The sequence below is a fragment of the Kribbella sp. NBC_00382 genome, assembly GCF_036067295.1.
Taxonomy (GTDB): domain Bacteria; phylum Actinomycetota; class Actinomycetes; order Propionibacteriales; family Kribbellaceae; genus Kribbella.
On the sequence record NZ_CP107954.1, the window covers coordinates 3663019 to 3689868 of the forward strand.

The window sequence follows — 26850 nt, forward strand, 5'->3', positions numbered from 1 at the left end:
GCGCCGGGTGTGGCGCTGGGTACCGGTACCCCGTGCATAACTTCGATACTGCCGAGATCCAGGCCTATGCGGACGGGCCGTTGATTGTCCGAGGCAACTTCGAGCTCCGCGACGAGAACGGCGAGCTGATCGACCCCGGCCGAGCCACAATCGCCTTGTGCCGCTGCGGAAAGTCGGCCCGGAAGCCGCTGTGCGACGGCACCCATAGCCTGATCAAGAAGCGCCGTTAGGAGTAAATCCGTGGATCCGAGGAGTATCGACGCGACTTCGGGCTCTTTGTCGATGACCTCCGTGCGGCGGCCGCGTTACTTTCCTGAGCGGCGCAGCTCGGGCAGGACCTCGTCGCGGTACAGCTTCATCATGTCGACCGAGTGCGGGCCCATGTTCGCCACGTAGATCTCGTCGAAGCCGGCCTCGACGTACGGCTTGAAGGCCTCGAGATGGTCGTCCGCCTTCGGGCCGGCGGCCACCGACTTGGCGGTCTGCTCTTTGGCGACCAGGTCGCTCGCCTGTTCGAAGTGCCGTGGGGAGGGCAGGACCTGGGCCAGTTCGCCCGGCACGCCTGCGTTTCGCCAGATCCGGTGGGCCTGCTCCACGCCTTCGTCAACGGTGGGGGCGTAGCTCACCTTGAAGCCCGCCTGTGCCGGTTTGGCCCCGCCGCCGTTTGTACGGAACCGCTCAAGCAGCTCCTTGTCCGGCATCGTGGTGATGTAGCCGTCGGCGATCCGCGCGGCGACGTCGGTCGCCTCCGGCCCGAAGCCGGACATGTAGATCGGCAGCGGCGAGTCCGGCCGGGTATAGATCCGTGCGGTGTCGACCGTGTAGTGCTTGCCACGATGGTTGATGAAGCCGTCCTCGGTCCACAGTCGGCGCATGATCTCGACGGCTTCCTCGAGCATCTCCAACCGGACATCGACGGTCGGCCAGGCGTCGCCGAAGATGTGCTCGTTGAGCGCCTCGCCGGTACCGATCCCGAGCCGGAATCGTCCGTTGAGCAGGACTGCGCTGGTCGCCGCCGCCTGCGCGATGACGGCCGGATGGATCCGTACCGTCGGGCAGGTGACCGCCGTCGTCACGGGCAGCTCGCACACCTGGGAGACCGCCCCGATCGTCGACCAGACGAACGCGCTCTGCCCCTGCTCGTCGTTCCACGGATGGAAATGGTCGCTGATCCACAAGCCGTCGAAGCCGGACTCCTCGGCCAGCCGCGCCTGTTCGATCAACTGCGCCGGGGTGTACTCCTCGCTGGACAGGAAGTAGCCGATCTTCACGTCGCCTCCAAGATTTGGTCGGTACTTCCCCGGTGCCCCGCTCTATTCATGAGCACGCATAGCAGTGGGTACTGATCCCGCGTGCGACGAGTCATCGGGTGGTGCGGCGTTGGTTGCCTGACCATCGCGATTGCGGTCGGCTGCGGTGACCCGGACCAGCAGCTGCGCTCCGAAGGCGCGCGAGCGGCCCGAGAGGCGGCATCGGCAGCCGGTACTGCGGAACTGGCCGGCCAGTCGTTCCTCGACCACAAGCTCTGGTCCCAGCCGGCCACCCAGCTGGTCAGCGAGGCCGAGAAGGCGTTGGGCCAGGTCAGCAGCACCTTCGACCAGCAGCAACCCACGACCCGGGCCTCCCGCGAGACCTACGACCAGGTCTCCAAGACGCTGGATGATGCTGCGGGCAACGTCACCGACCTCCGGATCGCGCTGACGAACGGCGACGAAGGCGGCGTGGCCGAGCTGGTGAAGGAGCTGGCCGGCACCACCGAGGGACTGCGCCGGCTGGGGGAGACGGCGAAGTGAAGAAGGTCTTCGCCGTCACGCTCGGCATCCTGACCGCGATCGGCGGTTTCGTCGACATCGGCGACCTGGTCACCAACGCACTCGTCGGCGCCCGGTTCGGGATGCGGCTCAGCTGGGTCGTCATCGTCGGCGTGATCGGGATCTGCCTGTACGCCGACATGTCCGGCCGGGTCGTCGCGGTGTCCGGCCGTCCGGTGTTCGACCTGATCCGCGAGCGGCTCGGCCGGCGTACCGGCCTCGTCACGCTCGTCGCGTCGTTCCTTGTCACGCTGCTGACCCTGATCGCGGAGATCGGCGGTGTCGCGCTGGCCTTCGAGCTGGCCAGCGGGGTCAACTACCTGCTCTGGGCGCCACTCGCCGCGCTCGCGGTCTGGCTGGTCATCTGGCGGGTCAAGTTCTCCAAGCTGGAGACGGTGTTCGGCCTGATGGGACTGCTGCTGATCATCTTCGCCGTCGCGCTCTGGAAGCTCGGCCCGGACTGGGGCCAGCTCGTCCATCAGGCGGCCAACCCGCATCCGATCGGTCACGAGACCTGGGCGACCTACGCGTACTACGCCATCGCGCTGTTCGGCGCCGCGATGACACCGTACGAGGTGTTCTTCTTCTCCTCCGGTGGGGTGGAGGAGAAGTGGACGAAGCGCGATCTCTCCACCGAGCGGTCGAACGTGTTCATCGGGTTCCCGCTCGGTGGGCTGCTGTCGCTGGCGATCGCCGGGTGTGCGGCGGTGCTGTACCTGCCCGCGGGCATCCACGTCGAGACGCTCAGCCAGGTGACCCTGCCGGTGGCTGTTGCCTTCGGCAAGCTCGGGCTCGCGGTCGTGCTGATCGGGGTGTTCGCAGCGACCTTCGGGGCGGCGCTCGAGACGTCGCTGTCGTGTGGGTACACGATCGCGCAGTACTTCGGCTGGCAGTGGGGCAAGTTCGTCCGGCCGCGGCAGGCGTCGCGCTTCCACTTGGTGATGATCATCTGCCTGTTGCTGGCGATCCTGACCCTGATGACCATGGTGGATCCGGTGCTGGTGACGGAGTACTCCGTGGTGTTCGCCGCGATGGCGTTGCCGCTGACCTACCTGCCGATCCTGATCATCGCCAACGATCCCGACTACATGCGGGACCAGGTGAACGGCCGGGTGCGGAACTTCCTCGGCCTGATCTATCTCGGCTTGTTGCTGGTGGCATCGATCGCGGCGATTCCACTGATGATCATCACGAAAGCGGGGCGATGACGGTGGCCGGAAAAGTGTTGCACGCGCAGTTGCATCTACTGGATCGGCAACTGATCGACCAGGCGTCGGGAGAGTTGCTGGGCAAGGTCGACGACGTCGAGCTGGACCTGGCGGCCGACCCGCCGGTCGTCTCGGCGCTGATCGCCGGACGGGAGCGGATTCCCGCAGTACAGGTGATGGAGGTCGACACGGCCGTCAAGATCGTGCGTGGCGACCTGGACCTGACCCGCGGCGACGACTGGGTCGAGCGGCACATCATCGACAAGATCCCTGGAGCCGGCCATGCGCCTGAATGAGCTGCTCGGCAGGAGCGTGCTCGACCGCCAGGGTGAGCGGATCGGCGGCGTCGCGGATGTCCGGCTGGTCCAGGACGGACCGCTTCCCGCGGGTGGCAGTCAGGCTGCGCTGAGGGTGGACGGCCTGATCGTCGTCGAGCGGCACGTCACCCAGCTCTTCGGATACGAACGGCACGTGGGTCCGGCACTGCTCCGCGCGATCGTGCAGAGCAGGTTGGGCGAGGTCTGGTACCTGCCCTGGGCGGACATCGCGCGGATCACGGAGGAGGCGGTCGAGCTGTCGTCCGCCCGGACGGAGCTCCGGCCGCTGGCGGAGCTGGCACGCTACTGAGCACGTAGATTGAAGGCATGACAGACCGTGCGGCGATACTGGCCCGGCTGGTGCGGCTTGCCGCGGACCGAGCGCGGGAGCGGCATCTGGCCGAGCGGCTGTGCGAGGCGAGCCGGCTGATCCTGAACGTCGACGCGGCCTCCATCACGGTCAGGAACGACAGCTCCAGCCGGCTCACGCTGGCCGCGACCAACGAGGTCGCCGCGCGGCTGGAGGATCTGCAGGACGTACTGGGCGAAGGACCGTGCCGCGACGCCTACCTGACCGGTACGCCGGTCCGCACGACCCTGGACGCGGAGGCCGGCCGGCGCTGGCCGGAGTTCACCCGGGCAGCTCGCAGCTCCGTCGGGCCGGTCTCCATCTACTGCTTCGCCATGCGGCCGGGCGAGCAGGTGTTCGGCACCTTGAGCCTGTACCTCGAACAGGTACCGCAGATCGCGGAGTCCGACGAGACGGCGCAGTTCATCGCCGACGCGGTCGGAGCCGCCTTGCTCCGTGACCCGACGGCAGGCGACGGTATCGCCGACAGCGGCGCCTGGTCGTCGCGCGCGGGCATCCACCAAGCGACCGGAATGGTGATCGCCCAGCTGCGGATCGGACCGGACGACGCCCTGGCGATCCTGCGCGCGCACGCCTATGCCCACGACACCACGTTGGCTGAGATCGCCGAGCAGGTCGTCGACCGTCGGCTCGACTTCTCCCGGGAAGACTGATGACCTCGACGGCCGGGTCCGGGGTCAGTGGGGGAGTTTGCGGGTGTCGATGAGTTGCTGGGCGACGTCGCGGAGTTTGGTGTTGGTGTCTTGGGAGTAGCGCTTGAGGATGGCGAAGGCGCGGTCGCCGTCGACGTCGAAGCGTTCCATCAGGATGCCCATGGCTTGGCCGACGAGTTTGCGGGCGTCGACGGCTTGGCTCATGGTTTCTTCGTGGCGTGCTGAGGCGACTGCTACTGAGGCGTGGCGGGCGAGGATGTGGGCGATGGCTTCGTCGTCCTCGCTGAAGGCGTCGGGCTCGGCGGAGTACAGTCCGAGTACGCCGATCGTCGAGCGGGTGCCGTTGCCGGTCGCGAGGGGGACGTCGAGGACGCTGCGGACGCCCAAAGCGGCGACCTTCGCGGCCCATTTCGGCCAGCGGTCGTCGGTACCGGTGTCGCGTACCAGGACGGTGGTGCCACGCTCCAAAGCGCTGATCAGCGGGCCGGCATCGCTGTCGATCTGAAGGCTGTACGCCTCTGTGACCATGGGATCGGTGACGGCGGCAACCTCCGGAGTGCCGCGGCCTCGGAGTACGACGCCGGCGTGGCTGCAGTTCAGCGCCTGCAGGGCGAACTGGACGACGGCATCGATCGTCTCCTCCACCCCGGGCGCGTCGTGCAACTCGATGGCCAGGCGCGCGAACGTATCCGCAGCCGATTCACTGGCAGCGCCCATCCCATCGTCCTGCGGGAACTCCATGCAGAAAGTATGCCCACAAGGCGCCGCTGATTGCCGGTGGTGACCGTGGGTACCGGGGGCGCGTCAGCAATTGGAGGTACTGCGATGAGCATTGACCCCATTACCCCGGTCGGTCCGGGGAGCGATCCGAACGAGAATCCGGATCTGGTCGACCCCGGGACGGAGAACCCGGATATCGGGATCCGGCCCGGGGACGACAGTCCGTTGTCGATTCCGCAGCCGACGCCGAACGAGGATCTACTGTCCTCGTAGGGTGTCGTTTCGCGGGGTGTAGCGGAAGTACTGCGGGTCGGTGAAGGTGCCGGGGACCTTGCCGAGGTTCTTGATGACCGTGTTGGTGCCGTTGACGTGGCCCATCGAGTACAGGGTCGCCGACTTGGTGTCGCGGTCGATGCCGAGGATCAGCGTGCCGGAGCCGCACGGCGCGGCGATCAGCTGCTCGAACACCTGCCAGCTGGAGGTTCGGATCGAAGTCCCGTACGTCGACATCGGGTAGACGCCGAAGACCATCACGGTCATCAGCCGGCCCGCCCGGTTGTTCAGCAGGAACACGTCATAGCTGAACTCCCGGGCGATCAGCGTCATCGACTTGGCCGCGCTCAGGCCGCCGATCCCGCCGGTACCGTGCCAGCCGGTCTCGTCGAGCGTCCAGCGCTTGAGGATGCCGGCCGTGTCCTGGGCGTAGAGCGTGGTCCGCTTGGGCTCGAGCGGGTCCACCGGGTTGTGGATCGACTCGTCGATCCAGCGGAACGCGGACCAACCGCCACCGATCCGGCTTTCGGTGACCGGGTGGGCCGGGTCGATCTGACCGTTGGCGAGAGTGGAGAACGCCGTTGAGTACAAGGCGTTTCCGTGCACGGTCATACCGGACCGAGCGGCGCCGGTGCCGCTCGGGATGTTCCGGAAGGTGCTGATGTGCTGGACCGGACCCGGCTGGAACACGCCGGGTGTGGTGGTCACCGTGCCGACGCTGACAGGCGCCGTCGCGGAGATCGTGCGAGAAGTCTGTGCTCCCGCGGCGGTGACGGAGCCGAGGTTGAGCGAGCAGGTGGTGGCGGCTTGCGCTGGTACGACGGTCGAGCAGAGCGCGAAGGTCAGTACTACGGCCCCCGCCAGGCTAATGGTCTTGGTGCGCATGATGGATCCCCTCCCAGGTTCCACGAGAGCTCCCCTGTGGCCCTCGTCACATTAGAAGCCGCTCAGGCCCAGGAAGTTCACTTCAGCCGGCTCAAGGTTCCATCAGGCTGTACTGCGATCGTCGTGTGCAGCGTCCCGACGGTGAGGTCGATCAGGTACGTCGACCCGGTCGTGCGGGTCGTGTAGCTGACAGCGGCCTTCGAAGCGGCGGGAACGATGAGGGACAGGATCGTCGCGGACTTCCCGTTGCGGTGGAAGCCGACGGTCGGCGCGGACACCTTCTGCGTCGCCTTCGGGAAGTGCCAGCCCTGGACCGGGTCGTCCTTGCCCTGCTCGACGGTGATCGCATCACCCGGAAGATCAACGGAATAAGGGATCTGCAGCAACACCGTCTTCACCTTGTCGCCCGGCTTCTGCGCGACCGCCTGCGTCGGCGAGGAGACCGTCACCTGCTGCCCCTCCGCCAAGTGCCACAGCGTCTCGAACGGCTGGTCGTTCTCGGCGGTCGCCCGGTCGAGAGCGACGATCAGGTCCGGGTCCTTGAGCACAAGGACCGAGCGGTTGCGGGTCATGCCCGGCGCCGGCTCGTCGGCGAGCTCGTAGAACTCCGACGTCGACTTGATCTCCGACCGGAGCAGCTTCGTCTCGACCCGGTGCCCTTCCATCTCCGGGCTGGTCATCACGTTGTGCGCGGCCTGGCTGTGCACCCAGTCGCGCCACTTGTCCTTCTGGTAGCCGGAGTGCCCGCCGTCGATCAGGATCTGCCGCCCGTGCGAGGTGTAGGTGATCGACATGTGGTCGTCGTGCCCGTGCAGGGTGGGCGCCGGCCCGAACCTGATGCTGTACGTCGATTCGAGCGCGAGCGGCCGCTTCTCGCCCCACCCGGTGTGTCCGAAGATGTAGCCGGCATCGAAGATCCCGACCCGCTCCGCCGGGTGGTGACCGGGAAGCGCCTCGATCACCTCGGAGTCGCCGAGCTGGTGGAGCTTGCCGAGCGAGTCGGTTGCCATCACGAGCCACTTCGCAAGCGCTGCGCGGCGGGTGTTGATGTTCGATCCGGGGTCGGCGCCGCATTCCTTCAGCGCCTTCGCCGCCCGGCCCCAGAGCGAGTAGTTGAACTGGGCGTACCCGGTCGACTGCTCGTTGGTCGACCCCTGCTCGTCGATCGCCTCGGTGATCGCTCGCGCCAACCGCCGCTGGGCGAGCTCCTTGAGCGGTTCGCGGTCGAGCGTGCAGCCGATCCCGAACATCGCGATGCTCTCGTCGGTGCCGTGGTTGCCGGGTCCGCCGAAGTTGATCTCCATGAACCTCGCGTGATCCAGCAAAGCCTTGTCCAGCCAGGCATAGCTAGCGGGCAGCGTCTTCACTTTGAGCCCGGACAGGATCGCCTGCCGGGTGCAGATCAGTACGTTCGTGCGGTGCATCGTCGCCTCGTGCGCGCCGACGTCGACCTTCCAGTCGTACGGGTTGTCGTTCACCCAGTCGTGGATGATCGTCGTGACGCGGGCCATCGCCGCCTTGTCGCCCTTCCCGGCGGCCTGGATGCCCTGGCCGAGCCAGCGCAGCGAGTGCAGCCACATGTACCAACTCGGCTGGTTGTACGGGTTGGAGCGCCAGTTGATGTCGCCCTTCCCGTTGCCCACCTGGTACGCCGGGTAGATGCCCCACTTGAACTTGTCCTGGTAGAGCGTCGACAACGGGTTGGGAGTCTCGACGCCGCTGAAGCCAGGGCACGTGTACTTGTTCGCCTTCACCGGTGCCGGCTGGCCGGGCTTCGGCGGAGTACTGAGGTTGGTGGAACTCGGGATCGCCCTCACCACGGTCTTCGGCTCGCCGCCGGGGTGGAAGGACCGCTGGGGTGAGATCGTCACCGTGACCAGGGCGATCACCACGACGACCACCGCCGCGGTCAGGAGCGGCAGCCGCTGCCGCCGAACCTGCCGCAGGGCGTGCTGAAGTCTGTGCCGTCGGGGCGCCATTGCCGTCCTCACTTCGCTCTCGGGTCTTGACTATTCAGGTCTAGACCGGTATTGAGGGCGGGCGTTGCCCCGGATCAGGTCTGCTGGGTGTTTTCGAGCCGAAAATGTGCGGCTCTACCCGTATAGATGCCGGGAACCACCGAAAATGTTGGATCCGTTCGGGCACAAATAGAAAACGCCGCCGTGCCCCCTTGCTGGGGTATACGGCGGCGTTGGCCCGGATTCAGCTCAGCGGCTGAAGCCTGCGGTGAGGCCGCTGAGGAGCTGGCGGCGGCCGAGTGCGTAGAGGATGACGATCGGCAGGGTGGTGAGGACGACGGACGCGAGGACCGCCGGGACGTTGACGGAGTACTGGCCCTGGAAGGTCCACAGGGCCAGAGGCAGCGTCCGCTTCTCCGGGCTCTGGGTCAGGATCAGCGGGAGCAGGAAGCCGTTCCAGACGGCGAGGCCGTTGTAGATGCTGACCGTCACGAGCGCGGGCCGGGTGAGTGGCAGCGCGAGGGTGCGCAGCATGCCCCACTCGGTGGCGCCGTCGACCCGCATCGACTCGAAGAGCTCCTTGGGCACGTCGCGGATGAAGTTCGTCAGCACCAGCACGGACAGCGGGATCGAGAACGCGATCGACGGCAGGATGATTGCCAGCAGGCTGTCGTACAGGTGCATCTTGATGATCAGCAGGTAGACCGGGATGATCGTCGCCTGCAGCGGGATCGCCAGGCCCATCAGGAACAGTCCGTTCACACCCGCCAGGAATCTGCTGCCGGCGCCGCGGACGATCGCGTACGCCGCCATGAAGGCGATCGCGACGGCGGGCAGGATGGTGCCGGCCGTGACGATCACGCTGTTCATGAAGTACCGCGGGAAGTCGGACTCGATCACCAGCTTGTAGTTCTCGAAGGTCGGGTCGGCCGGTAGTGCGAACGGGTTCTGGATGAAGAACCCGGCCTGGTCCTTGAAGCTGCTGACGACGATCCAGTACAGCGGGATCATCACGATCAACAGCCACAGCCAGCCGGCCGCGCCGCCGAGCCAGTTCCGCCGGATCAACCGCATCTCAGGCACCTTCCTGCTGGCTGGCCGTGGTGCTGCCGCCGAGTCTGCGCAGGATCAGCGCCAGCGCGAGACCGATCAGGACGAGCAATACGGCGATCACGCTGGCCGGACCCATCAGGTTGGCCTGGAAACCGCGTTTGTACATGTCGAGGGCGAGCACGCGGGTGGCGTCCCCTGGGCCGCCCGCGGTGAGTACGAAGATCAGGTCGAAGAAGGTCAGCGAGCCGACCACCATCAGCGTCGACGAGGTGATGATCGTGTACTTGAGCTGCGGCAGCGTGATGGAGAAGAACTGCCGGACCCGGCCGGCGCCGTCGATCGAGGCGGCCTCGTACATGGTGGTCGGGATCTGCCGCACACCGCCTTGGTAGATCAGCGAGTGGAACGGGATGAACTGCCAGGAGACGACGAAGATCACCACGCCGATCGCGAGATTGGTCTTGCCGAGCCAGTCCTGGGCCAGGAAGTCGAGATGCAGGCCGGCGCCGAGCCCGAAGTTCGGGTCGAGCAACGCCTTGTAGGTAATGGCGATCGCGGCCGAGCTGAGCAGCAGCGGGACGAAGTAGAGGACGGCGAGAAATGCGCGATAGCGCTGCCGGCCGGCCAGGAAGACGCCGAGCAGCAGGCTCATCGGCGTCTGCACGGCCCAGGACAGGATCATGATCTCGAACGTCACGAACAACGCGTGCGGCAGGCCTGGATCGCTCAGCACCGAACGCCAGTTGGAGATTCCGGCGGGGTGGATGGCGCCGAGACCGTCCCATTGGGTGAAGCTGAGCAGCAGCACTCCAACCAGTGGGACGATCCCGAACACCAGAAAGATCGCGAGGGCGGGCAGGGCCATCCACGCGACCGATCCGCTCCGACCGGCCCGTGAGGTCGTCCGCCCTGCGACCTTGGCGACAGTCGGAGCGGCCGCCGTCACTTGCCGATCACCCCGTTCATGCTGTCCGCGAACTGCTGCGGCGAGATCGACAGCTGGAAGAGTTTGGCGATGTTGTCGAGCAGTGTCTCGGCCGCGGTCGGGCTGAGCGCCTGGTCCCAGGACTGGGCGAAGTTCTTCGCGTTCGCCGCGGTGTCGTAGACGAAGTTCAGCCACTCGGCGTCGTTCTTGTCGGTGATGGAGGAGAGCTTGTCCTTCGCGCTCTTCACAACCGGGATGCTGCCGGACTTCACCCAGGCGTCCACGGTGGCGTCGTCCAGTGTGTTGGTGGCGATGAATTTCTTCGCGGTGTCCTTCTCGGCCTGGGTCGCCTTGGCGGAGATCGACATGTACTGACCCGGGTTGCCGACCGTGTCGCTCGGGTCGCCCTTGCCGCCTTCGTACGGCGGGAAGTTCATGTAGCCGAGGTGGCCGCCGGTGACGAAGTCCTTGCCTGAGCCCTTCATGCCGCCGTAGGTCCAGGCGCCGTGCAGCATCATCGCGGCCTTGCCGGTGTAGAGCAGGGCCTGGTCGGCGTTGGAGTCGGCGGTGATCGAGGAGAAGCCCTTGATGAAGCCGTTCGCCTTGATCAGGTTCTGCATCTCCTCGAGCGCCTTCAGCGCGGACGGGTCGGACCAGCCGTCCTTCTTGCCGTCGAAGATGTTCTGGAAGACCTCGGAGCCGCCGATCCGGTCGAACAGGAACTCCAGCCACATCATGTTGGTCCAGCGCGACTGCCCGCCGAGCGAGAACGGCGCGATGCCCTTCTCGTTGAACCGGGGCACCAGCGACATGATGTCCTGCCACGACTTCGGGGGCTCGGCGCCGATCTTCTCGAACGCGCGCTTGTCGTAGAACAGCACGATCGGCGTCACGGTCTCGCCCGGCACCGCGTAGATCTTGCCGTTGACGGTCGCCGCCGTGAACGCGGACGGGAAGATCGAGCTCTTCAGCTCGGCCTGGTCCTTGTTGAGCCAGTCGGTCAGGTCCTCGACCTGGCCCGCTTCGACGTAGGCCTTCAGGCCGCCGCCGCCCCAGCCCCAGATCAGTGTCGGGCCCTGGCCGGCGCCGATCGCGGTCTTGATCTTCTGCTTGAACGCGTCGTTCTGGAACTCGTTGGTCTTGAGCTTGGTGTCCGGGTTCGCGTCGTTGAACCGCTTGACCTGCGCCTCACGGATCGCCTGCTGGGGCTGACCGGTGAGGAACCAGTAGGTCGCGCCGGAACCGGTCGCGCCTGCTTCGGAGGAGCTGCCGGAGCTCTTGGGACCGGAAGTGCCGCACGCCGAGAGCCCAGCCGCGATCGCGGCGCTGCCGGCGGTCAGGCGAAGGAAGTTGCGCCGAGATGTCGTCATGTTTCGTAACGTAGATTTCGGGAGTATTGCTGTCAAGAGCTTGAATACCTCGCATTTGTGGGTGAGATTAAGCGTTATGAACGAGCCGACATCAGCGAAACATTTCGAAACTCAGCCGTGGCGTGATGTCGTACTTCCGGCCGAGAAGCGCGCTGACTTGCTTTTGCAGGCGATGACGCTGGCCGAGAAGGTGGCGCAGCTGGGTAGCCGCTGGGTCGGCAACGACATGGCCGAGACTGAGAAGCCAGCCGAGGAACAGCTCAATGTGGCGCCGCTGCAGGACGTGTTCGCAGCGGGTGGATCGGTGTCGCTGGCCGACGCGAGCCGGGACGGACTCGGTCACCTCACCCGCGTGTGGGGCAGCGTTCCGCTGTCGGTCTACGAGGGCAAGGCGGAACTACTGCGCCAGCACCGCGTGGTGCTCGACCGGTCGCGGCTCGGCGTACCGGCTCTCGTTCATGAGGAGTGCCTGACCGGGTTCACGACGTACGGGGCGACGGTTTATCCGACCGCGCTGGCCTGGGGTGCGACGTTCGATCCCGCGCTGGTGGAGCGGATGGCGGCGGCGATCGGGCGCGACATGGCGGCGGCCGGTGTTCATCAAGGGTTGTCGCCGGTGCTCGATGTCGTGCGTGACTATCGGTGGGGCCGGGTCGAGGAGACCATGGGCGAAGACCCTTACCTGGTTGGGATGTTGGGTTCCGCGTATGTCCGTGGGCTGCAGAGCTCTGGCGTGATCGCGACCTTGAAACACTTCGCTGGGTACTCCGCCTCACGGGCTGGGCGCAACCATGGGCCCGTATCGATGGGGCGGCGGGAACTGCTCGACGTCATCCTGCCGACCTTCGAGCTGGCGATCGCCGACGCCGGGTCCGTGATGACGTCGTACGCCGACCTGGACGGGCTCCCGGCTGGAGCGGATCCGTGGTTGTTCACGCAGGTGTTGCGGGACGAATGGGGATTTGCGGGGACGGTGGTGTCGGACTACTGGGCGGTGCCGTTCCTGGCCCGGATGCATCGGGTCGCGGCCTCGGTCGAAGAGGCCGGGGCGCTGGCGCTTGCCGCGGGCACCGATGTCGAGTTGCCGGACACGATCGGGTTCGGCGCCGGCCTGATCGAGCGGGTCGAGTCGGGTGAGCTGTCGGAGGATCTGATCGACCGCGCCGCTCGCAGAGTCCTGCTGCAGAAGGTGCAACTGGGGCTGCTCGATCCGTCGTGGACTCCTGAGGGTTCGGTTGGCTCGTGCGATTTCGATTCGGCCGAGAATCGCGCGCTGGCGTTGGAGATCGCTGAGCGGTCGGTGGTGTTGCTCGACGCCGGGAGTGCGCTGCCGTTGGAACGCCTTGCTGCCAAGCGGGTTGCGGTGATCGGGCCTTGTGCTGGTGACCCCAAGACGTTCATGGGGTGTTACGCCTTCCCCAATCACGTGTTGCCGCGCTATCCGGAGCGCGGGCTGGGGATCTCGGTGCCGACGCTGTTCGATGCCTTGAGCAACGAGCTGGCCGGGGTCGAGTGCGTCTACGAGCACGGGAGCGCTGTGCTCGGAGACGATCGATCCGGGTTCGCCGCGGCCGTTGCGGCGGCCCGCGAGGCCGATGTGGTGATCGCCTGTGTGGGTGATGTGGCTGGGCTCTTCGGTCAGGGATCCTCTGGTGAAGGGTGCGATGCGGAGGATTTGCGGCTGCCCGGAGTACAGGGGGAGCTGGTCGATGCTCTGCTCGAGACCGGTACGCCGGTAGTCGTGGTGGTCGTATCTGGGCGGCCCTACGCCTTGGGTGAGATCGCCGGGCGGGCCGCTGGATTGGTACAGGCGTTCTTTCCTGGCCAGGAAGGTGGAGCCGCGATCGCCGGTGTGTTGAGTGGGCGGGTGGTCCCGAGCGGCAAGTTGCCGGTGCAGATCCCGCGGCATGTCGGTGGTCAGCCTGGTACGTACCTGCAGCCGGCCCTCGGGAGTGTGGAGAGCGCGGGGATCAGCGGGCTGGAGACGGTGCCGCTGTATCCGTTCGGCTACGGCTCGTCGTACACGACCTTCGAGGTGTCCGGGCTGGAGCTCAGCGCTGAGGAGATCGCGACCGATGGATCCTTCAGTGCGACCGTGCGGGTAAGCAACACGGGTGCTCGGCGGGGTGATGAGGTCGTGCAGCTCTACCTGCACGACTTGGTGGCGCAGGTGGCTCGGCCGTTGAAGCTGCTGACCGGGTTCGCCCGGGTGTCGTTGGAGCCCGGCGAATCGGCGGAGGTGGCGTTCGAGGTGCATGCGGACCGGGCCGCTTACAGTGGGGCCGATCTGCGCCGCATCGTCGAGGCGGGCGAACTCGAAGTACTGGTGGGGACTTCGTCGGCGGACCTGCCGTGCAGCGCGCTGGTGAGGGTAGTCGGTGCGACGCGCGCGGTGGGGCACGATCGTACGATGATCACCCCCGTTGTCGTGAGGAGATGCGCTTGACCGGTCGGGTCACGTTGGCCACCGTCGCCGCCACTGCTGGAGTGTCGGTCGCGACGGTCTCCAAGGTGCTCAACGGGCGCAGCGATGTGTCCGAGTCGACCCGTGCTCGGGTGCAGGAGATCCTCCGCGCGCACGAGTACGTCGGGCGCCGGCCGGAGCAGGTCGAGCGGATCACGGTCGAGCTGTTCTACCAGGGGTTTCTCAACAGCTACTCGGTCGAGGTCATCCAAGGGGTCGTCGAGGCGGGTCAGGCGGCTGATGTGGATGTGGTGCTCGGTTCGCGGCCGCATCCGACGGGGTCTCGCAGTACCGGCCGGGCGGCGGCTTGGATCCGGGAGTTGACCGCGACCGGGCGGCGGGCGGCCATCGGGATCACCTGTGAGCTGACCGATGCGGACCTTGCGGCGTTGTCGCGGGCCCGGTTGCCGCTGGTGGTGGTGGATCCGATCAGCATCGCGCAGCCTGACGTGACGAGCGTCGGCTCGACGAACTTCGCCGGCGGGATGGCGGCGACGGAGCACCTGCTGTCGCTCGGGCACGCGCGGATCGCATACCTGGGTGGGCCGCCGAGTTCGGGCTGCAATCAGGCTCGGTTGAACGGCTTCCGCGGCGCGATGGAAGCGGCGGGTGTTTCGGTACCGAGGGATTACGTGTGGCTTCGCGAGTTCCTGTACGAGGACGGGCTCGCGGGTGGGGCCGAGTTGCTCGACCTACCCGAGCCGCCGACGGCGATCTTCGCGGGGAGCGACGAGATCGCGCTGGGGGTGATGGAGGCTGCCCGGGCGCGTGGCCTCCGGGTTCCTCAGGACCTCAGCGTCATCGGCTTCGACGACACCCAGGTCGCGCGGCTCGCTTCGCCGCAGTTGACGACGATCCGGCAGCCGCTGCGGGAGATGGGCGCTGTCGCACTTCGTACTGCGCTTCAGTTGGCCGCCGGCGAGAAGGTCGACTCGCATCACGTCGAGCTGGCCACCCGGTTGATCGTCCGAGACTCAACCGCCGAGTTGGCCCGCATTCCCGTCAGCTGATCTCGCGTGGGGTAGCGCCGGGGCCGGGGCGGAACGCGACCTCGCGCGGTGTGGGGGTGTGGCCGGCTTCGCAGTGGAGGGTGACTTCTACGCGGCCGCCGCAGCCTCGGTGCTCGGGGAGCAGGGGTGGGCCGCCGTCGAGAGGCAGGTACTGGTCGCCCCACTGGACCAGAGCCACCATGACCGGGTACAGGTCGAGGCCTGCCTGGGTGAGGCGGTATTCGTAGCGTTCGCGCTGGCCGGGGATGCGGTAGGCCTCGCGGCGGAGCAGGCCGCGGTCGATCAGGGCGGTCAGCCGGTCGGTGAGGACCTGGCGGGGGATGTTCGCCCGGGCGCGGATGTCCTCGAACCGGCGGACCCCGACAAAAACCTCCCGCAGGACGTGGAACGTCCACTTCTCGCCGAGGATCTCCATCGTCCGGGAGATCGTGCAGTTCTCGGTCGACCAGTGCATGGCCTCCGGTACCGCCGCCTGGGTGCTCATATTTCCCAGGCTACGTCTACTTGACAGACTCAGCCAACCCAGGTGAAGCTGAATCCGTGAATCAGACTCAGGTGGGGCCGCAGCAGTTGGTACTCCGGCGAGCGGGCGATCCCGACGTCGAGTCGCTGGCCGGGATGCTCGACGGCATGCCTGACTTCAGCCTGTACATGCGGTTCCAGACCGCGATCGGCAAGCCACCGCGACCGGCGTTGGTGCAGCAGCTCGTCTGCCCGAACGGCGCCGCCTGGGTGGCCGAGCGCGACCGCGAGGTGGTCGGCCACGCGATGTGGGCCTGGGTCAAAGGCGCGACCGTTCCGACGGCCGAGCTGGCCCTGATCGTCGCCGTACCGGAGCAGCGCCGCGGTCTCGGCGTACGGATGCTGACCGAAGCCGCCCGCGATGCGCTGGCCTCAGGCGCGGCTCAGTTCGTCGTCATGGTCAGCGCCATGAACGACAAGGTCCTCCGGATGGTCCGCCGTCGCTGGCCGACCGCCGCCGCCGAGCGGGACGGCGCGCTTCTCAACTTCACCATCCCGGCCGCTGACTTCTTCGCCAGCGTCAACTAGTTCTCAGGAGAAGTGCGTGACCGGGCGATCGATGGCCACCCCGTCGATGGTGATGTCCACCTTCTCGTTGTAGAAGGCGATCAGGCCGGCGATGGGTTGCAGGGCGAGGGTGGGGAAGTCGTAGGCCCAGGCGAGGTCCTTGTGGAGGGTGGAGCCGGAGCGGACGGACCAGTAGCCGGTGGTGTTGCCCTTGTAGGGGCAGGCGGTCTGGGTGTCGGTCGGTTCCAGGTGGGTGAAGTCGACCTCGGTGCGGTTGAAGTAGTACCGGGTCGGGAGGCCGGTCTCGAAGACCATCACGGTGGATGAGGAGTCGGCGAGGACCAGGCCGTCGAGGGAGACCTGGAGGTGGCGGGTGGAGCGCAGGGAATCGACTCGGGTGTAGGGGTTGCGGGGGTGGACGAAGATCTGCTCGTCTTCCTCGAACCACGCGTCCAGGGCGTCCCACTCGAAGCGGACCATGCCGGACAGGCCGCTCATAGCGTCGTCGCCGTAGACACGGGCGGCGGCCGCGCGGTGGATCTCGCCGACTTGGAGCGCGTGGCGTCTCGCAGTACCGCGCTTCAGTTTCTGGGGATGGTCCTCGTCGACGAGTACGCCGGGCGTCACGTCGGCGACGGGGATGTAGTACTGCGGGTAGTTGGGCCATTCCCACAGGTAGACCGCTCGAGTGGTGTCCAGTACGACCTGGGACCCGAGCATCGCCCGGATCCGCCGTGGTGCCGGCTCGATGTGGTCTGTTTGAGCGATCGACGCGGGGTAGTCAGGCATACGTCCAAGCTACTGCCGAGCGGCGGCTCCACCAGCCCGTGGAAGCTTACGAGTATCGATCAGCTCCTGGGCCACGTCGCGGAGTTTGGTGTTGCTGTCCTGGGAGTAGCGGCGGAGCACCTCGAAGGCCCGGTCGCCGTCGAGGTCGAAGCGCTCCATCAGGATGCCCATCGCCTGACCGACGAGCTTTCGGGCGTCGACGGCCTGGGCCATCGTCTCCTCGTTGCGGGCGTTGGCGACCGCGATCGAGGCGTGCCGGGCCAGGATGTGCCCTACAGCCAGGTCGTCGGGGCCGAAGCCACTGCGCTGCTCACTGAAGAAGCTGAGCACCCCGACCGGTCGCTCGGCCGAAGTCAGCGGCAGGTGGAGGATGCTGCGGATGCCGATCGAGTCCGCCAGCCGCGACCACTCGGGCGACCAGCGCTCCTCGGCCGCGACGTCGTCGACCCAGACCGGCCCGCGGGTCTCGAGGCACGTCATCAGCGGACCCTCGGCGGCCTCGAGTTGCAGGTTGTAGAGCTCGCAGATCACCGGGGCGGTCACCGACGCGATCGAGAGCTTTCGGCCGTGCTCGTTGAGCACCACTCCGGCGTACCGGCAGGACAGGGCCTGGACGGCGAACTGCACGACGGCCTCGACGGTCTCGCCGACACCGTCGGTGTCATGGAGCTCCACGGCGAGCCGCGCGAACGCATCAGCCGTGGGGTGCTGCTCTGCGGTCATCGGCCTTCCTCCCCTTCCGGGCGGCGGGTCCTGCGCTGGAGGGCAATTCGTACGGCGCTAGCTTGCTCGCTCAGGTCGGAGATCAACCGGGCCAGCCGCGGATGGTCCTTGCGGAGCCCTTCGCCGGCGCTGGTCAGCGGGTCGAGCAGCGCGGTGGTGTCGTCCTCGCCGAGGGCATCGTGGATGCGCTCGACGCTCGCCCGGGTCGAGGCGTCGAGGTCGTCCAGCGCGGCGACCTGGCCGGCCAGCGCGCGCAGGTTGGCCGCGTTGTCCCGGGCCCAGTCGGCGAGGGCGCGTTCGCTCGCGCGTTCGTCGCGAGTCGCCTGGATCCGCTGCTCGCCGGTCATCCCGGGGTCGTCCTCGTTGGGTTTCAGGCGGAGGTACCGGCGTTCGGCGGCTTGACGGCTGGCGACTCCGAGCGCGGGCGCGAGCTCGGCCCAGCTGGCGCCGCTGTCGCGGGCCGCCTCGATCAGGGTCGGCTCCCAGCCGGCCAGGTCTTCGCGCAGCTCCCGCAGAGTGGTCAGCGCCTTGAGCAGGTCAGCCGGTTCGGCGCCGTTGCCGAGCCGGCTCAGCGTCGTCCGGACAGCCTCGAACGAGGCAGCGATGTCATCGTCGCTCGGCATCTGTACCTCCCCAGGCGTCACCGGTTCCCGGCAGTGTTCTAACACGTCATCGAATGGGCGACAAGTGGTGATGTCATCCAGACGATGACATTGAGATCACGACTATCCAGCCGGACGTCCGAGGGGCAAGCTGGAGTGCGTCCCGGGAGAGAGGAACCACCTGATGTCCGCCGCACTCGCACCGCACGGCCTGCACCACGTCACCGCCATCGCGGAGGATCCGCAACGCAACGTCGACTTCTACACCACCGTGCTCGGCCTGCGCCTGGTGAAGCAGACCGTCAACTTCGACGCCTCCGACCGGTACCACCTGTACTACGGCGACGAGTCCGGCAACCCGTCGACGCTGCTCACGTTCTTCGCCTGGCCCGGCGCCGAATCGGGTCAGCAGGGCACCGGCATGACGACGGCGACGGCGTTCAGCATCCCGCCGGAGGCGCTCGGCTGGTGGCAGAAGCGGCTCAAGGACCTCGGCGTGGATTCGGACGACCCGGTCGCGCGGTCCGACGAGGAGGTACTCCGGTTCCGCGACCCCGACGGGTTGGTGATCGAGCTGGTCGCGTCCGACGGTGACACGCGATCGGGGTGGGACGGGGCTGCCGCAGTACCGGCGGACAGCGCGGTTCGTGGGTTGTACTCGGTGACGATGACCGAGGCTGAGCTGGAGCCGACCGAGCAGATGCTGGCCGGGATGCTCGGGATGGAGTACGGGCACAACACGTCCGACCGCACGCGGTTGGTGATGGGCGGTGGGCAGCAAGGTACTGCGGTGGATGTCCTGCCCAGCAAGGAAGCTCGCGGGTTCCAGGCGGCCGGGACCGTGCATCACATCGCGTTCCGGGCGCCGGATCAGGAGACGCAGGCGCAGTGGCGACTGCAGCTGCTCGAGGCCGGGATTCATGTCACGGAGATCCTGGATCGGCAGTACTTCACCTCGATCTACTTCCGTGAGCCTGGTGGCGTCCTGCTGGAGATCGCCACCGACCAGCCGGGGTTCACCGTGGACGAGCCGTTGCTGGAGCTCGGGCAGCACCTCAAGCTGCCGCCGTGGCTCGAGCCGAACCGGGAGCAGATCCAGAACTCGCTGCCGGCCCTCCGGCTTCCGGCGGCTCCGCTCGATGAGTGAGCGGCCGCACGTCTGGCTGCCGGGAACCGGTACGCCGCCGTTGCTGCTCCTGCACGCCACTGGTGGCAACGAGGAGCAGTTGCTGCCGCTAGCCGACCAGATATCGCCCGGCTCGCCGGTGTTGTCGCCGCGCGGGACCGTGCTCGAGGACGGGATGCCGCGGTTCTTCCGGCGCATCCGGGAGGGCGTCTTCGACGAGGACGACCTGCGAGCGCGGGCTGATGAGTTGGCCGAGTTCCTGTCCTGGGCGGAGGGGAAGTACGGCGTACCGGCTGGGTCGTGGCTGGCGGTCGGCTTCTCCAACGGCGCGAACATGGCCTCCGCGATGCTGCTCCGGCACCCTGACGCGCTCGCAGGGGCGGTGCTGCTCGCTGCGATGGTGCCGTTCGCGGACCCAGGTCCGGAAGATGACACGTTGGCCGGCAAGCGGGTGCTGATCGTCAACGGTGACAAGGATCCGATGGCGACGGCCGGACAGACTCAGATCCTGGCCGGCAATCTGCGCCGGCGGAGTGCCGCCGTCGAAGTAGTCGGCTTCGACGGCGGCCACACCATCGATCCCCGTCAGTTGCCGAGGATCAGGCAGTTCGTCAGCCCTGGCGGGCCTTGAGGCGGGGGTTCTTGCGGTTGAGGACCAAGACCGTCTTGCCGCGCTTCACCACCTGGGCGCCGGGCTTGGACTTGAGTGCTCGCAGAGACCTTTTGACCTTCATCGTGCATCCTCCCTGTTGCGGGTTGCAGGAGACGCAACAGGGATCTGCGGCTGAGCATTCCCTACTGGTGGATGTGCTGCACCCAGTCGGCCGGTACTGCGCCCTCCGGGCCAGGGGTCGGCTGGTCGACCGGGTGGTTGCCCGGCGGGGCCAGCTCGGGGCCTTCGACGATCTGCTCGGTGGTGTAGTCCCAGAACCAGTCCTCGCCCGGCTCGTAGGACTGGATGATCGGGTGGCCCGTCTCCGCGGCATGCGCGCTGGCGTGCTGCTCGGGCGAGCTGTCGCAGCAGCCGATGTGCCCGCACTCGGCGCAGCGGCGCAGGTGGAACCACCAGCCGCCACCGTCGGTGCACTCGACACAGCCCGGCCCCGAAGGCGCGACCTCAGGCCGGATCCCGGCGTCGTTCGTCATCCCAATGTCCTTCCGTCGGTGACTCGCAGCACCAAGCCTGACACAAGGGTTTCCGGGCTCTCCGGATTGGAGATAATGACAAGAGGGCTGCCTATTAACTACCGGGTACGGTCAGCAGCTCGGCGAAGACCGTGTCGAGGGCTAGCCGGGCCGCGCCGAGGGCGACCGAGTCGGCGCCCATCGTCGAGGTGACCACCTCGAGCGGCACGAGGGTCAACTTGGCCAGCTCGCGCCGGAACGGTTCGGCGATGATCGCGCCTCCGCGCGACATACCGCCGCCCAGGACGACGACCTCGGGGTCGACGGCCAGTGCCAGGACGGCCGCGCCGCGCGCCAGTACCTCGGCAAACTCGATCAAGACGCGCAGGCTCTCGGTGTCCTGCAAGGCGGCCGAGGCGATCACGAACTCGCCTTCGCGGCCGGGTGGAGCGCCGGCCTCGGCGGCCAAAGCGGCACCGCGAGCATGCAGTCGGTCGACGGCTGCCTCCCAGCCGAGCATCGGCAGAGCGCCTATCTCACCGGCGGCTCCATGCCGACCCTGATGGACCTGTCCATCGATCAGTACTCCGGCGCCCGCGCGATGTCCGGCGAACATGTAGACGATGTCCCGATGGTCCTGCGCTGCGCCCTTCCAGTGCTCGGCCAAGGCGGCGAGCTTCACGTCATTGGCCACGGCGACGGTCTGGCCGAGGCCCTTGGAAAGGGCTTGTGCCACGTCGATCTCGGTGAAGCCAGGCAGTGAGTACGGCGCCAGCCCCGACCCGACCGGTCCGACCCGTACGTCGGACACGCCCTCCGCCGCCCGTAGCGTTCCAGTGATCCCGCAGGCGATGCCGGTGATCGCGGTCGGCTCCAGCTCGGCGTCGGTCCAGCAGGCCTTGGTGGTGTCGATCGCCGCCTGCAGTCGGTCCTTCGCCGGCAGGTCGGGGTCGAGTTCGACTCGGTGGCTGGCCAGGGTGTTGCCGCGCAGATCGGTGACGACGGCCATCGCCTTGTGGGCGCCGATGTCGATACCGCTGACGTAGCCGGACTCGGCGCGGAACTTGAAGTGGCGGGCCGGGCGGCCGGCGCTGCGGCCTGATGTCGTGCGCGGTGGCGCGGTCTCCTCGACGCGGCCTTCGGTGAGTAGCTCGGCGAGCAGGTCCTCGGCGGTCGGGCGGGAGACGCCGACCACCACGCGGAGCTCGCGCAGCGTCAGGCTCGGCGCGTTCACGAAGGCGCTCAGGGCCGCGGAGAGGTTGAGCCTGCGCAGCAACGACGAGTCGCCCAGCCGTCCGCCCGCCCTGGTGTCTTGACTCATCCGAGATCTCGTCCCTATGCTCGCCGCGTCGATATTGCTAATTGACTTGCTTATTGTATCGGCTGACCCGGAGGTCCGCTCATGGCTGCACGGTGGAGTGGCGTTGTCGCGGTGGCGACCCTTCTGACAGTAACGGTCGCTGGTTGTACGAGCGGCGGCAAGGCGAAGGACAGCGCGGCGGGTGGCGACGTCGAGCTGACCATGCTCACCTTCGAGACGCCGAACCTGCCGGCCTCGCTGTGGGACTCGGCGATCGCCCGCGTCTCGCAGAAGGTGCCGGGCGTCAAGATCAAGAAGCTCGTCACGCCGAACGTCGACCGCACGACGTATGCCAAACAGCTCGCCAGCTCGGGCCAACTGCCGGACATCATGCTCGCGGTCAACCCGCAGGGTTTCGCTGAGGGCGGCCAGCTCGCGGACTTCAGCAAGGACGAGCTGAAGGACTTCGCCAGCCCGGAGTCGGGCGCGATCAAGGGCAAGGTCTACCAGCTGCCCACCAACGCGCAGCCGCAGTCGTTGCTCTACTACAACAAGGCCGACTTCACGAAGGCCGGTATCACCGCCCCGCCTAAGACGTGGACCGAACTCCTCACGGCCTGCGCCAAGCTGAAGTCGGCCGGCATCACACCGATCGCGGTCGGCGGTGGCGGGCAGGACACCTTCGCCAGCATGTACAGCTGGGTCGGCACGGTCGGTACCGACGTCTACCTCAGCGATCCCGGGTTCTCGAAAGAGATCACCGACGGGTCGAAGACGTTCGACGACCCGCTGTTCGTGAAGGCGACCGACAAGGTCGCGCAGTTGGCCAAGCTCGGCTACCTGGACCCGAAGGGCACCAGCCGCTCGTACGCCGATCACGAGAAGGCCTTCCGGGCCGGCTCGGCCGCGATGTACCCGATGGGGTCGTGGTTCGCGACCTCGGCGGACAACGACAAGCCCAAGTTCGCGGTCGGGGTTTTCGCCTGGCCGTCCGACGACGGCAAGGCGGTGGTACCGACGCTGACCGGTGGTGGGCTGAGTGTCAGCGCGAAGGCCGAGAACGTCGACCTGGCAAAGAAGTTCGCGCTCGAGTGGACCAAGGACAAGGAGACGTCGGACGCCTTCACCAAGGCGGACGGCACCTTCAACACGGTCGCCGGGTACCAACCGCCGGCCGACATGGGTCCGCTGTTCCAGCAGACGCTGGCGATCTACAACCAGGCGGTGAAGGACAAGACGGTGACCCCGGCGCTCTCGATCGAGCAGGGCGACAACGGGTTGCCGGCCGATCTGACCGTGCCTGTCCAGCAACTCGCGGTCGAGCTGCTGACCGGCAAGTCGGATGCAAAGACCGTGATCGGCAAGCTGGACAAGGAATACGCCGCACTCAAGTGAGGGGCTGACCATGCTGCGGCGTGCTCGCGAGTTCTCCGGCTTCGCTCTGCCCGGGCTGTTCCTGTACGCCGCCCTGGTGCTGGTACCGATCGTCTGGACGGTCGTGCTCGGCTTCACCGACCGGAACCGGTTCGACCCGGCGACCAGTTTCGTGGGGTTCGGCCAGTTCCAGCGGCTGGCGCAGGACGACCAGTTCTGGCTGGTGCTGAAGAACACCTTCGTCGTCACCACGATCGTCGTGATCGTGCCGAACGTACTCGGCCTGGCGCTGGCCATGCTGCTCGACCGGGACACGCTGCTCTACCGGTTGCTGCGCTCGGTGTTCTTCACCCCGGTCATCCTCAGCGGCATCGTAGTCAGCGTCATGTGGCAGAACCTGCTCCGGCCCTGGCTGGCGGATCCGGGGATGGCGTTGTTCTCGATCAGCGGGATCCTCTGCTGGCAGCTGCTCGGGTTCTGCGTCGTGGTGTACCTCGCGGGGCTGAACGCAGTACCGAAGGAGCTGTATGAGGCGGCGACCGTGGACGGTGCCGGGCGGTGGCGGCGGTTCCGGTCGGTGACCTGGCCGATGATCGCGCCGTCGGTGACGATCAACACGGTGATGCTGCTGATCAGCGGCTTCAAGGTCTACGAGCACATCCTGGTACTGACGAACGGCGGCCCCGGTCGCAACACCACCGCGTCGATCGCCTTCGACGTGATCGAGAAAGGCGTGCGCGGCGACCGGATCGGGTTCGCCGCGGCCGAGGCGACGGTGATGCTGGCGATCATCGTGCTGCTGAGCGGTGTCGTCCTGCGGCTGCTGCAGCGTCGTGAGGTGGAGCTGTGAGGGCGGCACTGCGGCCGGTTGCCGCGATCGCCTTAGCGGCCGTGTTTTTCTTCCCGGTCTACCGTCTCGTCAACGGCATGCTCAAGCCTGCTGGCGAAATCCAGTCGTCGCCCCTCGGTCCTTTGACGGGCGCGAACTTGCAGGCGGTACTGGGTCGCGAAGACGGCCTGTACTGGTCGGCGTTGCTCAACAGCATCCAGATCACCGTGTTCTCGGTGGTGCTGTTGACGCTGTTGTCGGCGATGCTCGCGCATTATCTGGTGCGCTCGAAGGCGCGCTGGACGAAGCCGGCCATGCTGATGTTGCTGGCAGGGTTGATGATTCCGCCCGCTGTGATCCTGCAGCCGATCACCCAGGTGCTCGGTGCTCTTGGATTGATGAACTCGGTCGCGGGCGTGGTTTGCAGCAATGTCGCGTACTACCTGCCGTTCGGCGTCTTCGTCTTCGCCGGCTTCATCCGGACCGTGCCGGTGGAGATGGAGGAGGCGGCGAGCATCGACGGCGCGAGCCGGTTCCGGCTGTTCTGGCAGGTCGTCTTCCCGACTCTTCGGCCGGCCGCGGCGAGCGTGCTGATCTTCCTCGGCGTCTGGGTCTGGAACGACTTCCTCAGTCCACTCATCATCCTCGGCCCGGAAGCAGGTACCACCGTGACAGTCGGCGTCTACCGGTCGGTCGGGGAGTACTCGACGAACTTCGGCACGCTCTACGCGTTCTCGTTCCTGGCCTCGTTGCCGGTGCTGCTCTTCTTCGTGGCGCTGCAGAAGCAGTTCGTCGCCGGGCTCACGGCGGGGGCGGTCAAGTGAGCGTCAGCTTCGCCGATGGGGTGCTGGTGCTCCAGACACCCGGTACTACGTACGCGGCGTACTGCGGGGCCGATGACATTCCGCTGCATTGCTATTGGGGTCCACGGATTGCGTCGGCCGATGCTGTCGTGCTGGCGGCCGGGATGGCGGGGCGGCTGGCGGTTGAGTGGCCGAGCTTTCGGTCGGCGGCCAATGGGCATGAGGAGTACCCGTTGGAGGGACGGCTGCAGTTCGGGCGGGCTGCTTTGTCGTTGGAGTTTCCGGGGGCTGTTCGGAGTACGGAATGGACGTTGGCCGGGCATTTGGTGCATGACGAGCATCATGTGGAGTTGATGTTCGACGTACAGCGGTACGAGGTGAGCGTTAGCCTGCATTACCGGGTTTATGAGGACACGGACGTGATTGATCGGTGGGCCTCGTTGCGTAATGGGCCTGGGGTTGTCGACGTGCATCGCTTCGACTCGGCGGCGTGGGTGATGCCGGAATGGGAGCGGCATCGCCTCTCGCATCTGACCGGGCGGTGGGCCGCGGAGACTCTGCTGCGGCGGGTGGAGTTGGTTGATGGGCGGTTCGTGTTGGAGAGCCGGCGGGGGACTACTTCGCATCATGCGAATCCTTGGTTTGCCATCGACGATGGGTCTGCGACTGAGGACTTTGGCGGGGTTTACAGCGCCGCGTTGCATTGGAGTGGGTCGTGGCGGTTGCTGGCTCAGCGGGAGCTGGGGGAGCCGGCGCAGGTGCTCTTCGGGTGGGGGCATGAAGGGTTCGGGCCGCGGCGGTTGGCAGCGGGGGAGGTACTGGAGACGCCGGTGAGTTCGGGGTTGTTCAGTGCTGCTGGCTTTGGCGGGGTCAGCCGGATGTGGCATGCGTATGCGTTGGGGCAGGTGTTGCCGCGGGCTGCGGAGGACCGGCCGGTGTTGTTCAACTCTTGGGAGGCGACCGGGTTTTCTGTGGATGAGGCGGGGCAGCTTGGATTGGCTCGGCAGGCGGCTTCGTTGGGGTGCGAGTTGTTTGTGCTGGATGACGGGTGGTTCGGGCGGCGGTCCTCGGATGCGGCCGGGCTTGGGGATTGGTGGGTTTCCCGGGAGCGGTTTCCTCGCGGGTTGGAGCCGCTGATCGACGAGGTGCATGAGCTGGGGATGGGGTTCGGGTTGTGGGTCGAGCCGGAGATGGTGAATCCCGACTCGGATCTGTACCGGGCGCATCCGGACTGGGTGTATCGGTTCGAGGGACGGTCGCCGGCGTTGATGCGGAACCAGCTGGTGCTGAACTTGGCTCGGCCTGACGTGGCGCAGTGGGTTTTGCGTGAGCTGGATTCGTTGCTGTCGGCCCATGACTTGCAGTTCGTGAAATGGGATATGAACCGGCCTGTTGCTGATGCGGGGTGGCCGTCTGCTCCTGGGGCGGTGGGGCGGATTTGGTTCGATCATGTGACTGCTGTCTATTCGATTCTCGATGTGCTGCGGGAGAAGCATCCGGGGGTGGCGTTCGAGGCGTGCTCGGGTGGGGGCGGGCGGGTCGATCTCGGGATGATGGCGCGGTCGGACCAGTTCTGGGTGTCGGACAACACGGATGCGCTGGATCGACGGTCCATTCAGCACGGGTTCAGTCAGGTGTATCCGGCGCGGACGATGGCTTGCTGGGTGACGGATCAGCCTTCATTCATCAACAAGCGGGTCGGGGTGCCGTTGGAGTATCGGTTCCACGTGGCGATGGCTGGGGTGTTGGGGATCGGGGGCGACCTGGCTGCGTGGAGTGTTGATGAGCTGGCGTTGGCGCGGGAGCTTGTCGCGGAGTACAAGGTCATCCGGCCGCTGGTGCAGCACGGGACGCAGTACCGGCTGGGGGTGCCGGGGCGGGAGTTGTCTGCCGTTCAGTACGTGAGCGCGGATCGTGCGGAGTCCGTCGTACTGGCGTACCAGGAGGCCCAGCAGTTCGACAGCGTTCCACGGCCGTTGCAGCTGCGCGGGCTGGACGCTGACGCTGTCTACTCCGTGGATGGCTTGGAGCTGACCGGGGCGGCGCTGATGTCGTACGGGCTGGTTTTGCACCTCACCGGCGACTATGCGAGCCGAGTGATCCGGCTGGAAAGAGTTTTGTGAGGGTGTCGAT

Annotated in this window: 30 protein-coding genes; 16 read left to right on the plus strand and 14 right to left on the minus strand. The window is 66.8% G+C overall.

Annotated elements, in window-relative coordinates:
* Positions 1–32: 32 nt before the first annotated feature.
* Positions 33–230, plus strand: coding sequence for a CDGSH iron-sulfur domain-containing protein (locus OHA70_RS17910; protein WP_328333961.1), 198 nt, complete (start codon positions 33–35; stop codon positions 228–230).
* Positions 231–305: 75 nt separating this feature from the next.
* Here the strand turns inward: OHA70_RS17910 and OHA70_RS17915 are convergent, their stop codons facing one another.
* Positions 306–1271, minus strand: coding sequence for a TIGR03557 family F420-dependent LLM class oxidoreductase (locus OHA70_RS17915; protein ID WP_328333963.1), 966 nt, complete (start codon positions 1269–1271; stop codon positions 306–308).
* Positions 1272–1352: 81 nt separating this feature from the next.
* On the opposite strand from OHA70_RS17915, the gene OHA70_RS17920 reads away from it, so the two are divergent.
* Genes OHA70_RS17920 through OHA70_RS17940 form a run of 5 tightly spaced genes read left to right on the plus strand, consistent with a single transcriptional unit; the run spans position 1353 to position 4359 of the window.
* Positions 1353–1793, plus strand: coding sequence for a hypothetical protein (locus OHA70_RS17920; protein ID WP_328333965.1), 441 nt, complete (start codon positions 1353–1355; stop codon positions 1791–1793).
* A complete protein-coding gene (locus OHA70_RS17925) occupies positions 1790–3019 on the plus strand; it encodes an NRAMP family divalent metal transporter (RefSeq protein ID WP_328333967.1) in 1230 nt (409 codons plus the stop codon). The genes OHA70_RS17920 and OHA70_RS17925 overlap by 4 nt, the downstream gene beginning before the upstream one ends.
* A 2-nt stretch (positions 3020–3021) precedes the next feature.
* On the plus strand, positions 3022–3315 hold the full coding sequence (locus OHA70_RS17930; RefSeq protein WP_328333969.1) for a hypothetical protein: 294 nt from the start codon (positions 3022–3024) through the stop codon (positions 3313–3315).
* A complete protein-coding gene (locus OHA70_RS17935; RefSeq protein ID WP_328333971.1) occupies positions 3302–3646 on the plus strand; it encodes a hypothetical protein in 345 nt (114 codons plus the stop codon). The genes OHA70_RS17930 and OHA70_RS17935 overlap by 14 nt, the downstream gene beginning before the upstream one ends.
* A 17-nt stretch (positions 3647–3663) precedes the next feature.
* Positions 3664–4359: a GAF and ANTAR domain-containing protein gene (locus tag OHA70_RS17940; RefSeq protein WP_328333973.1), complete on the plus strand. Its 696-nt coding sequence runs from the start codon at positions 3664–3666 to the stop codon at positions 4357–4359.
* A 24-nt stretch (positions 4360–4383) separates the two neighbouring features.
* Here the strand turns inward: OHA70_RS17940 and OHA70_RS17945 are convergent, their stop codons facing one another.
* Entirely contained in the window at positions 4384–5100 is a 717-nt protein-coding gene (locus tag OHA70_RS17945; RefSeq protein ID WP_328333975.1) for a GAF and ANTAR domain-containing protein, read from the minus strand.
* Between the two features lie 84 nt (positions 5101–5184).
* Here OHA70_RS17945 and OHA70_RS17950 point away from each other — a divergent pair, with 84 nt between their 5' ends.
* Positions 5185–5352: a hypothetical protein gene (locus OHA70_RS17950; protein ID WP_328333977.1), complete on the plus strand. Its 168-nt coding sequence runs from the start codon at positions 5185–5187 to the stop codon at positions 5350–5352.
* Here OHA70_RS17950 and OHA70_RS17955 read toward each other — a convergent pair.
* The 5 genes from OHA70_RS17955 to OHA70_RS17975 form a co-directional block, all read right to left on the minus strand.
* Entirely contained in the window at positions 5338–6237 is a 900-nt protein-coding gene (locus tag OHA70_RS17955; protein ID WP_328333979.1) for a hypothetical protein, read from the minus strand. The genes OHA70_RS17950 and OHA70_RS17955 overlap by 15 nt on opposite strands.
* A gap of 77 nt (positions 6238–6314) precedes the next feature.
* Entirely contained in the window at positions 6315–8216 is a 1902-nt protein-coding gene (locus OHA70_RS17960) for a heparinase II/III domain-containing protein (RefSeq protein WP_328333981.1), read from the minus strand.
* Between the two features lie 228 nt (positions 8217–8444).
* Positions 8445–9269: a carbohydrate ABC transporter permease gene (locus OHA70_RS17965; protein ID WP_328333983.1), complete on the minus strand. Its 825-nt coding sequence runs from the start codon at positions 9267–9269 to the stop codon at positions 8445–8447.
* A gap of 1 nt (position 9270) precedes the next feature.
* Complete coding sequence (locus OHA70_RS17970) at positions 9271–10194, minus strand: carbohydrate ABC transporter permease (RefSeq protein WP_328333985.1); 924 nt, start codon at positions 10192–10194, stop codon at positions 9271–9273.
* Positions 10191–11543, minus strand: coding sequence for an extracellular solute-binding protein (locus OHA70_RS17975; RefSeq protein WP_328333987.1), 1353 nt, complete (start codon positions 11541–11543; stop codon positions 10191–10193). The genes OHA70_RS17970 and OHA70_RS17975 overlap by 4 nt, the downstream gene beginning before the upstream one ends.
* A 76-nt stretch (positions 11544–11619) precedes the next feature.
* Between OHA70_RS17975 and OHA70_RS17980 the strand changes: the two genes are divergently transcribed.
* Both OHA70_RS17980 and OHA70_RS17985 read left to right on the plus strand, forming a co-directional pair.
* The gene (locus OHA70_RS17980) at positions 11620–13989 is read left to right on the plus strand and encodes a glycoside hydrolase family 3 N-terminal domain-containing protein (RefSeq protein ID WP_328333988.1); all 2370 of its coding nucleotides are present in this window, start codon (positions 11620–11622) and stop codon (positions 13987–13989) included.
* Positions 13980–15017, plus strand: coding sequence for a LacI family DNA-binding transcriptional regulator (locus OHA70_RS17985; protein ID WP_328333990.1), 1038 nt, complete (start codon positions 13980–13982; stop codon positions 15015–15017). The genes OHA70_RS17980 and OHA70_RS17985 overlap by 10 nt, the downstream gene beginning before the upstream one ends.
* Here the strand turns inward: OHA70_RS17985 and OHA70_RS17990 are convergent.
* Positions 15010–15501 carry a winged helix-turn-helix transcriptional regulator gene (locus OHA70_RS17990; protein ID WP_328333992.1) on the minus strand — a complete coding sequence of 164 codons (492 nt, stop codon included), beginning with the start codon at positions 15499–15501 and terminating at the stop codon, positions 15010–15012. The two genes, OHA70_RS17985 and OHA70_RS17990, sit on opposite strands and share 8 nt — an antisense overlap.
* A gap of 56 nt (positions 15502–15557) precedes the next feature.
* On the opposite strand from OHA70_RS17990, the gene OHA70_RS17995 reads away from it, so the two are divergent.
* The gene (locus OHA70_RS17995) at positions 15558–16067 is read left to right on the plus strand and encodes a GNAT family N-acetyltransferase (protein WP_328333994.1); all 510 of its coding nucleotides are present in this window, start codon (positions 15558–15560) and stop codon (positions 16065–16067) included.
* A 3-nt stretch (positions 16068–16070) separates the two neighbouring features.
* Here the strand turns inward: OHA70_RS17995 and OHA70_RS18000 are convergent, their stop codons facing one another.
* From OHA70_RS18000 to OHA70_RS18010, 3 genes are read right to left on the minus strand one after another with little or no spacing between them, the layout of a single operon-like run.
* Positions 16071–16835 carry a DUF427 domain-containing protein gene (locus OHA70_RS18000; RefSeq protein WP_328333996.1) on the minus strand — a complete coding sequence of 255 codons (765 nt, stop codon included), beginning with the start codon at positions 16833–16835 and terminating at the stop codon, positions 16071–16073.
* A 9-nt stretch (positions 16836–16844) separates the two neighbouring features.
* Positions 16845–17558 (minus strand): GAF and ANTAR domain-containing protein, encoded by a 714-nt coding sequence (locus OHA70_RS18005; RefSeq protein WP_328333998.1) that lies wholly within the window; start codon positions 17556–17558, stop codon positions 16845–16847.
* On the minus strand, positions 17555–18181 hold the full coding sequence (locus OHA70_RS18010) for a hypothetical protein (protein WP_328334000.1): 627 nt from the start codon (positions 18179–18181) through the stop codon (positions 17555–17557). The genes OHA70_RS18005 and OHA70_RS18010 overlap by 4 nt, the downstream gene beginning before the upstream one ends.
* A gap of 163 nt (positions 18182–18344) precedes the next feature.
* On the opposite strand from OHA70_RS18010, the gene OHA70_RS18015 reads away from it, so the two are divergent.
* Positions 18345–19307, plus strand: a complete 963-nt coding sequence (locus OHA70_RS18015) for a ring-cleaving dioxygenase (RefSeq protein ID WP_328334002.1) — start codon at positions 18345–18347, stop codon at positions 19305–19307.
* Positions 19300–19917 (plus strand): alpha/beta hydrolase, encoded by a 618-nt coding sequence (locus tag OHA70_RS18020; RefSeq protein ID WP_328334004.1) that lies wholly within the window; start codon positions 19300–19302, stop codon positions 19915–19917. The genes OHA70_RS18015 and OHA70_RS18020 overlap by 8 nt, the downstream gene beginning before the upstream one ends.
* Here the strand turns inward: OHA70_RS18020 and OHA70_RS18025 are convergent.
* The 3 genes from OHA70_RS18025 to OHA70_RS18035 all read right to left on the minus strand — a co-directional run bounded on the left by OHA70_RS18025 (position 19898) and on the right by OHA70_RS18035 (position 21732).
* A complete protein-coding gene (locus OHA70_RS18025) occupies positions 19898–20020 on the minus strand; it encodes a ribosomal protein bL36 (protein ID WP_328334006.1) in 123 nt (40 codons plus the stop codon). The genes OHA70_RS18020 and OHA70_RS18025 overlap by 20 nt on opposite strands.
* Before the next feature lie 61 nt (positions 20021–20081).
* Positions 20082–20432 carry a UBP-type zinc finger domain-containing protein gene (locus OHA70_RS18030; protein WP_328334008.1) on the minus strand — a complete coding sequence of 117 codons (351 nt, stop codon included), beginning with the start codon at positions 20430–20432 and terminating at the stop codon, positions 20082–20084.
* Between the two features lie 94 nt (positions 20433–20526).
* Complete coding sequence (locus OHA70_RS18035; protein ID WP_328334010.1) at positions 20527–21732, minus strand: ROK family protein; 1206 nt, start codon at positions 21730–21732, stop codon at positions 20527–20529.
* An 81-nt stretch (positions 21733–21813) separates the two neighbouring features.
* Between OHA70_RS18035 and OHA70_RS18040 the strand changes: the two genes are divergently transcribed.
* The 4 genes from OHA70_RS18040 to OHA70_RS18055 are packed head-to-tail and all read left to right on the plus strand — an operon-like array spanning position 21814 to position 26840.
* Positions 21814–23106, plus strand: coding sequence for an ABC transporter substrate-binding protein (locus OHA70_RS18040; RefSeq protein WP_328334012.1), 1293 nt, complete (start codon positions 21814–21816; stop codon positions 23104–23106).
* A 10-nt stretch (positions 23107–23116) separates the two neighbouring features.
* Entirely contained in the window at positions 23117–23935 is an 819-nt protein-coding gene (locus tag OHA70_RS18045; protein WP_328334014.1) for a carbohydrate ABC transporter permease, read from the plus strand.
* Positions 23932–24738 (plus strand): carbohydrate ABC transporter permease, encoded by an 807-nt coding sequence (locus OHA70_RS18050; protein ID WP_328334015.1) that lies wholly within the window; start codon positions 23932–23934, stop codon positions 24736–24738. Before OHA70_RS18045 ends, OHA70_RS18050 begins: the two co-directional genes overlap by 4 nt.
* Complete coding sequence (locus OHA70_RS18055) at positions 24735–26840, plus strand: alpha-galactosidase (protein WP_328334017.1); 2106 nt, start codon at positions 24735–24737, stop codon at positions 26838–26840. Before OHA70_RS18050 ends, OHA70_RS18055 begins: the two co-directional genes overlap by 4 nt.
* Positions 26841–26850 lie beyond the last annotated feature (10 nt).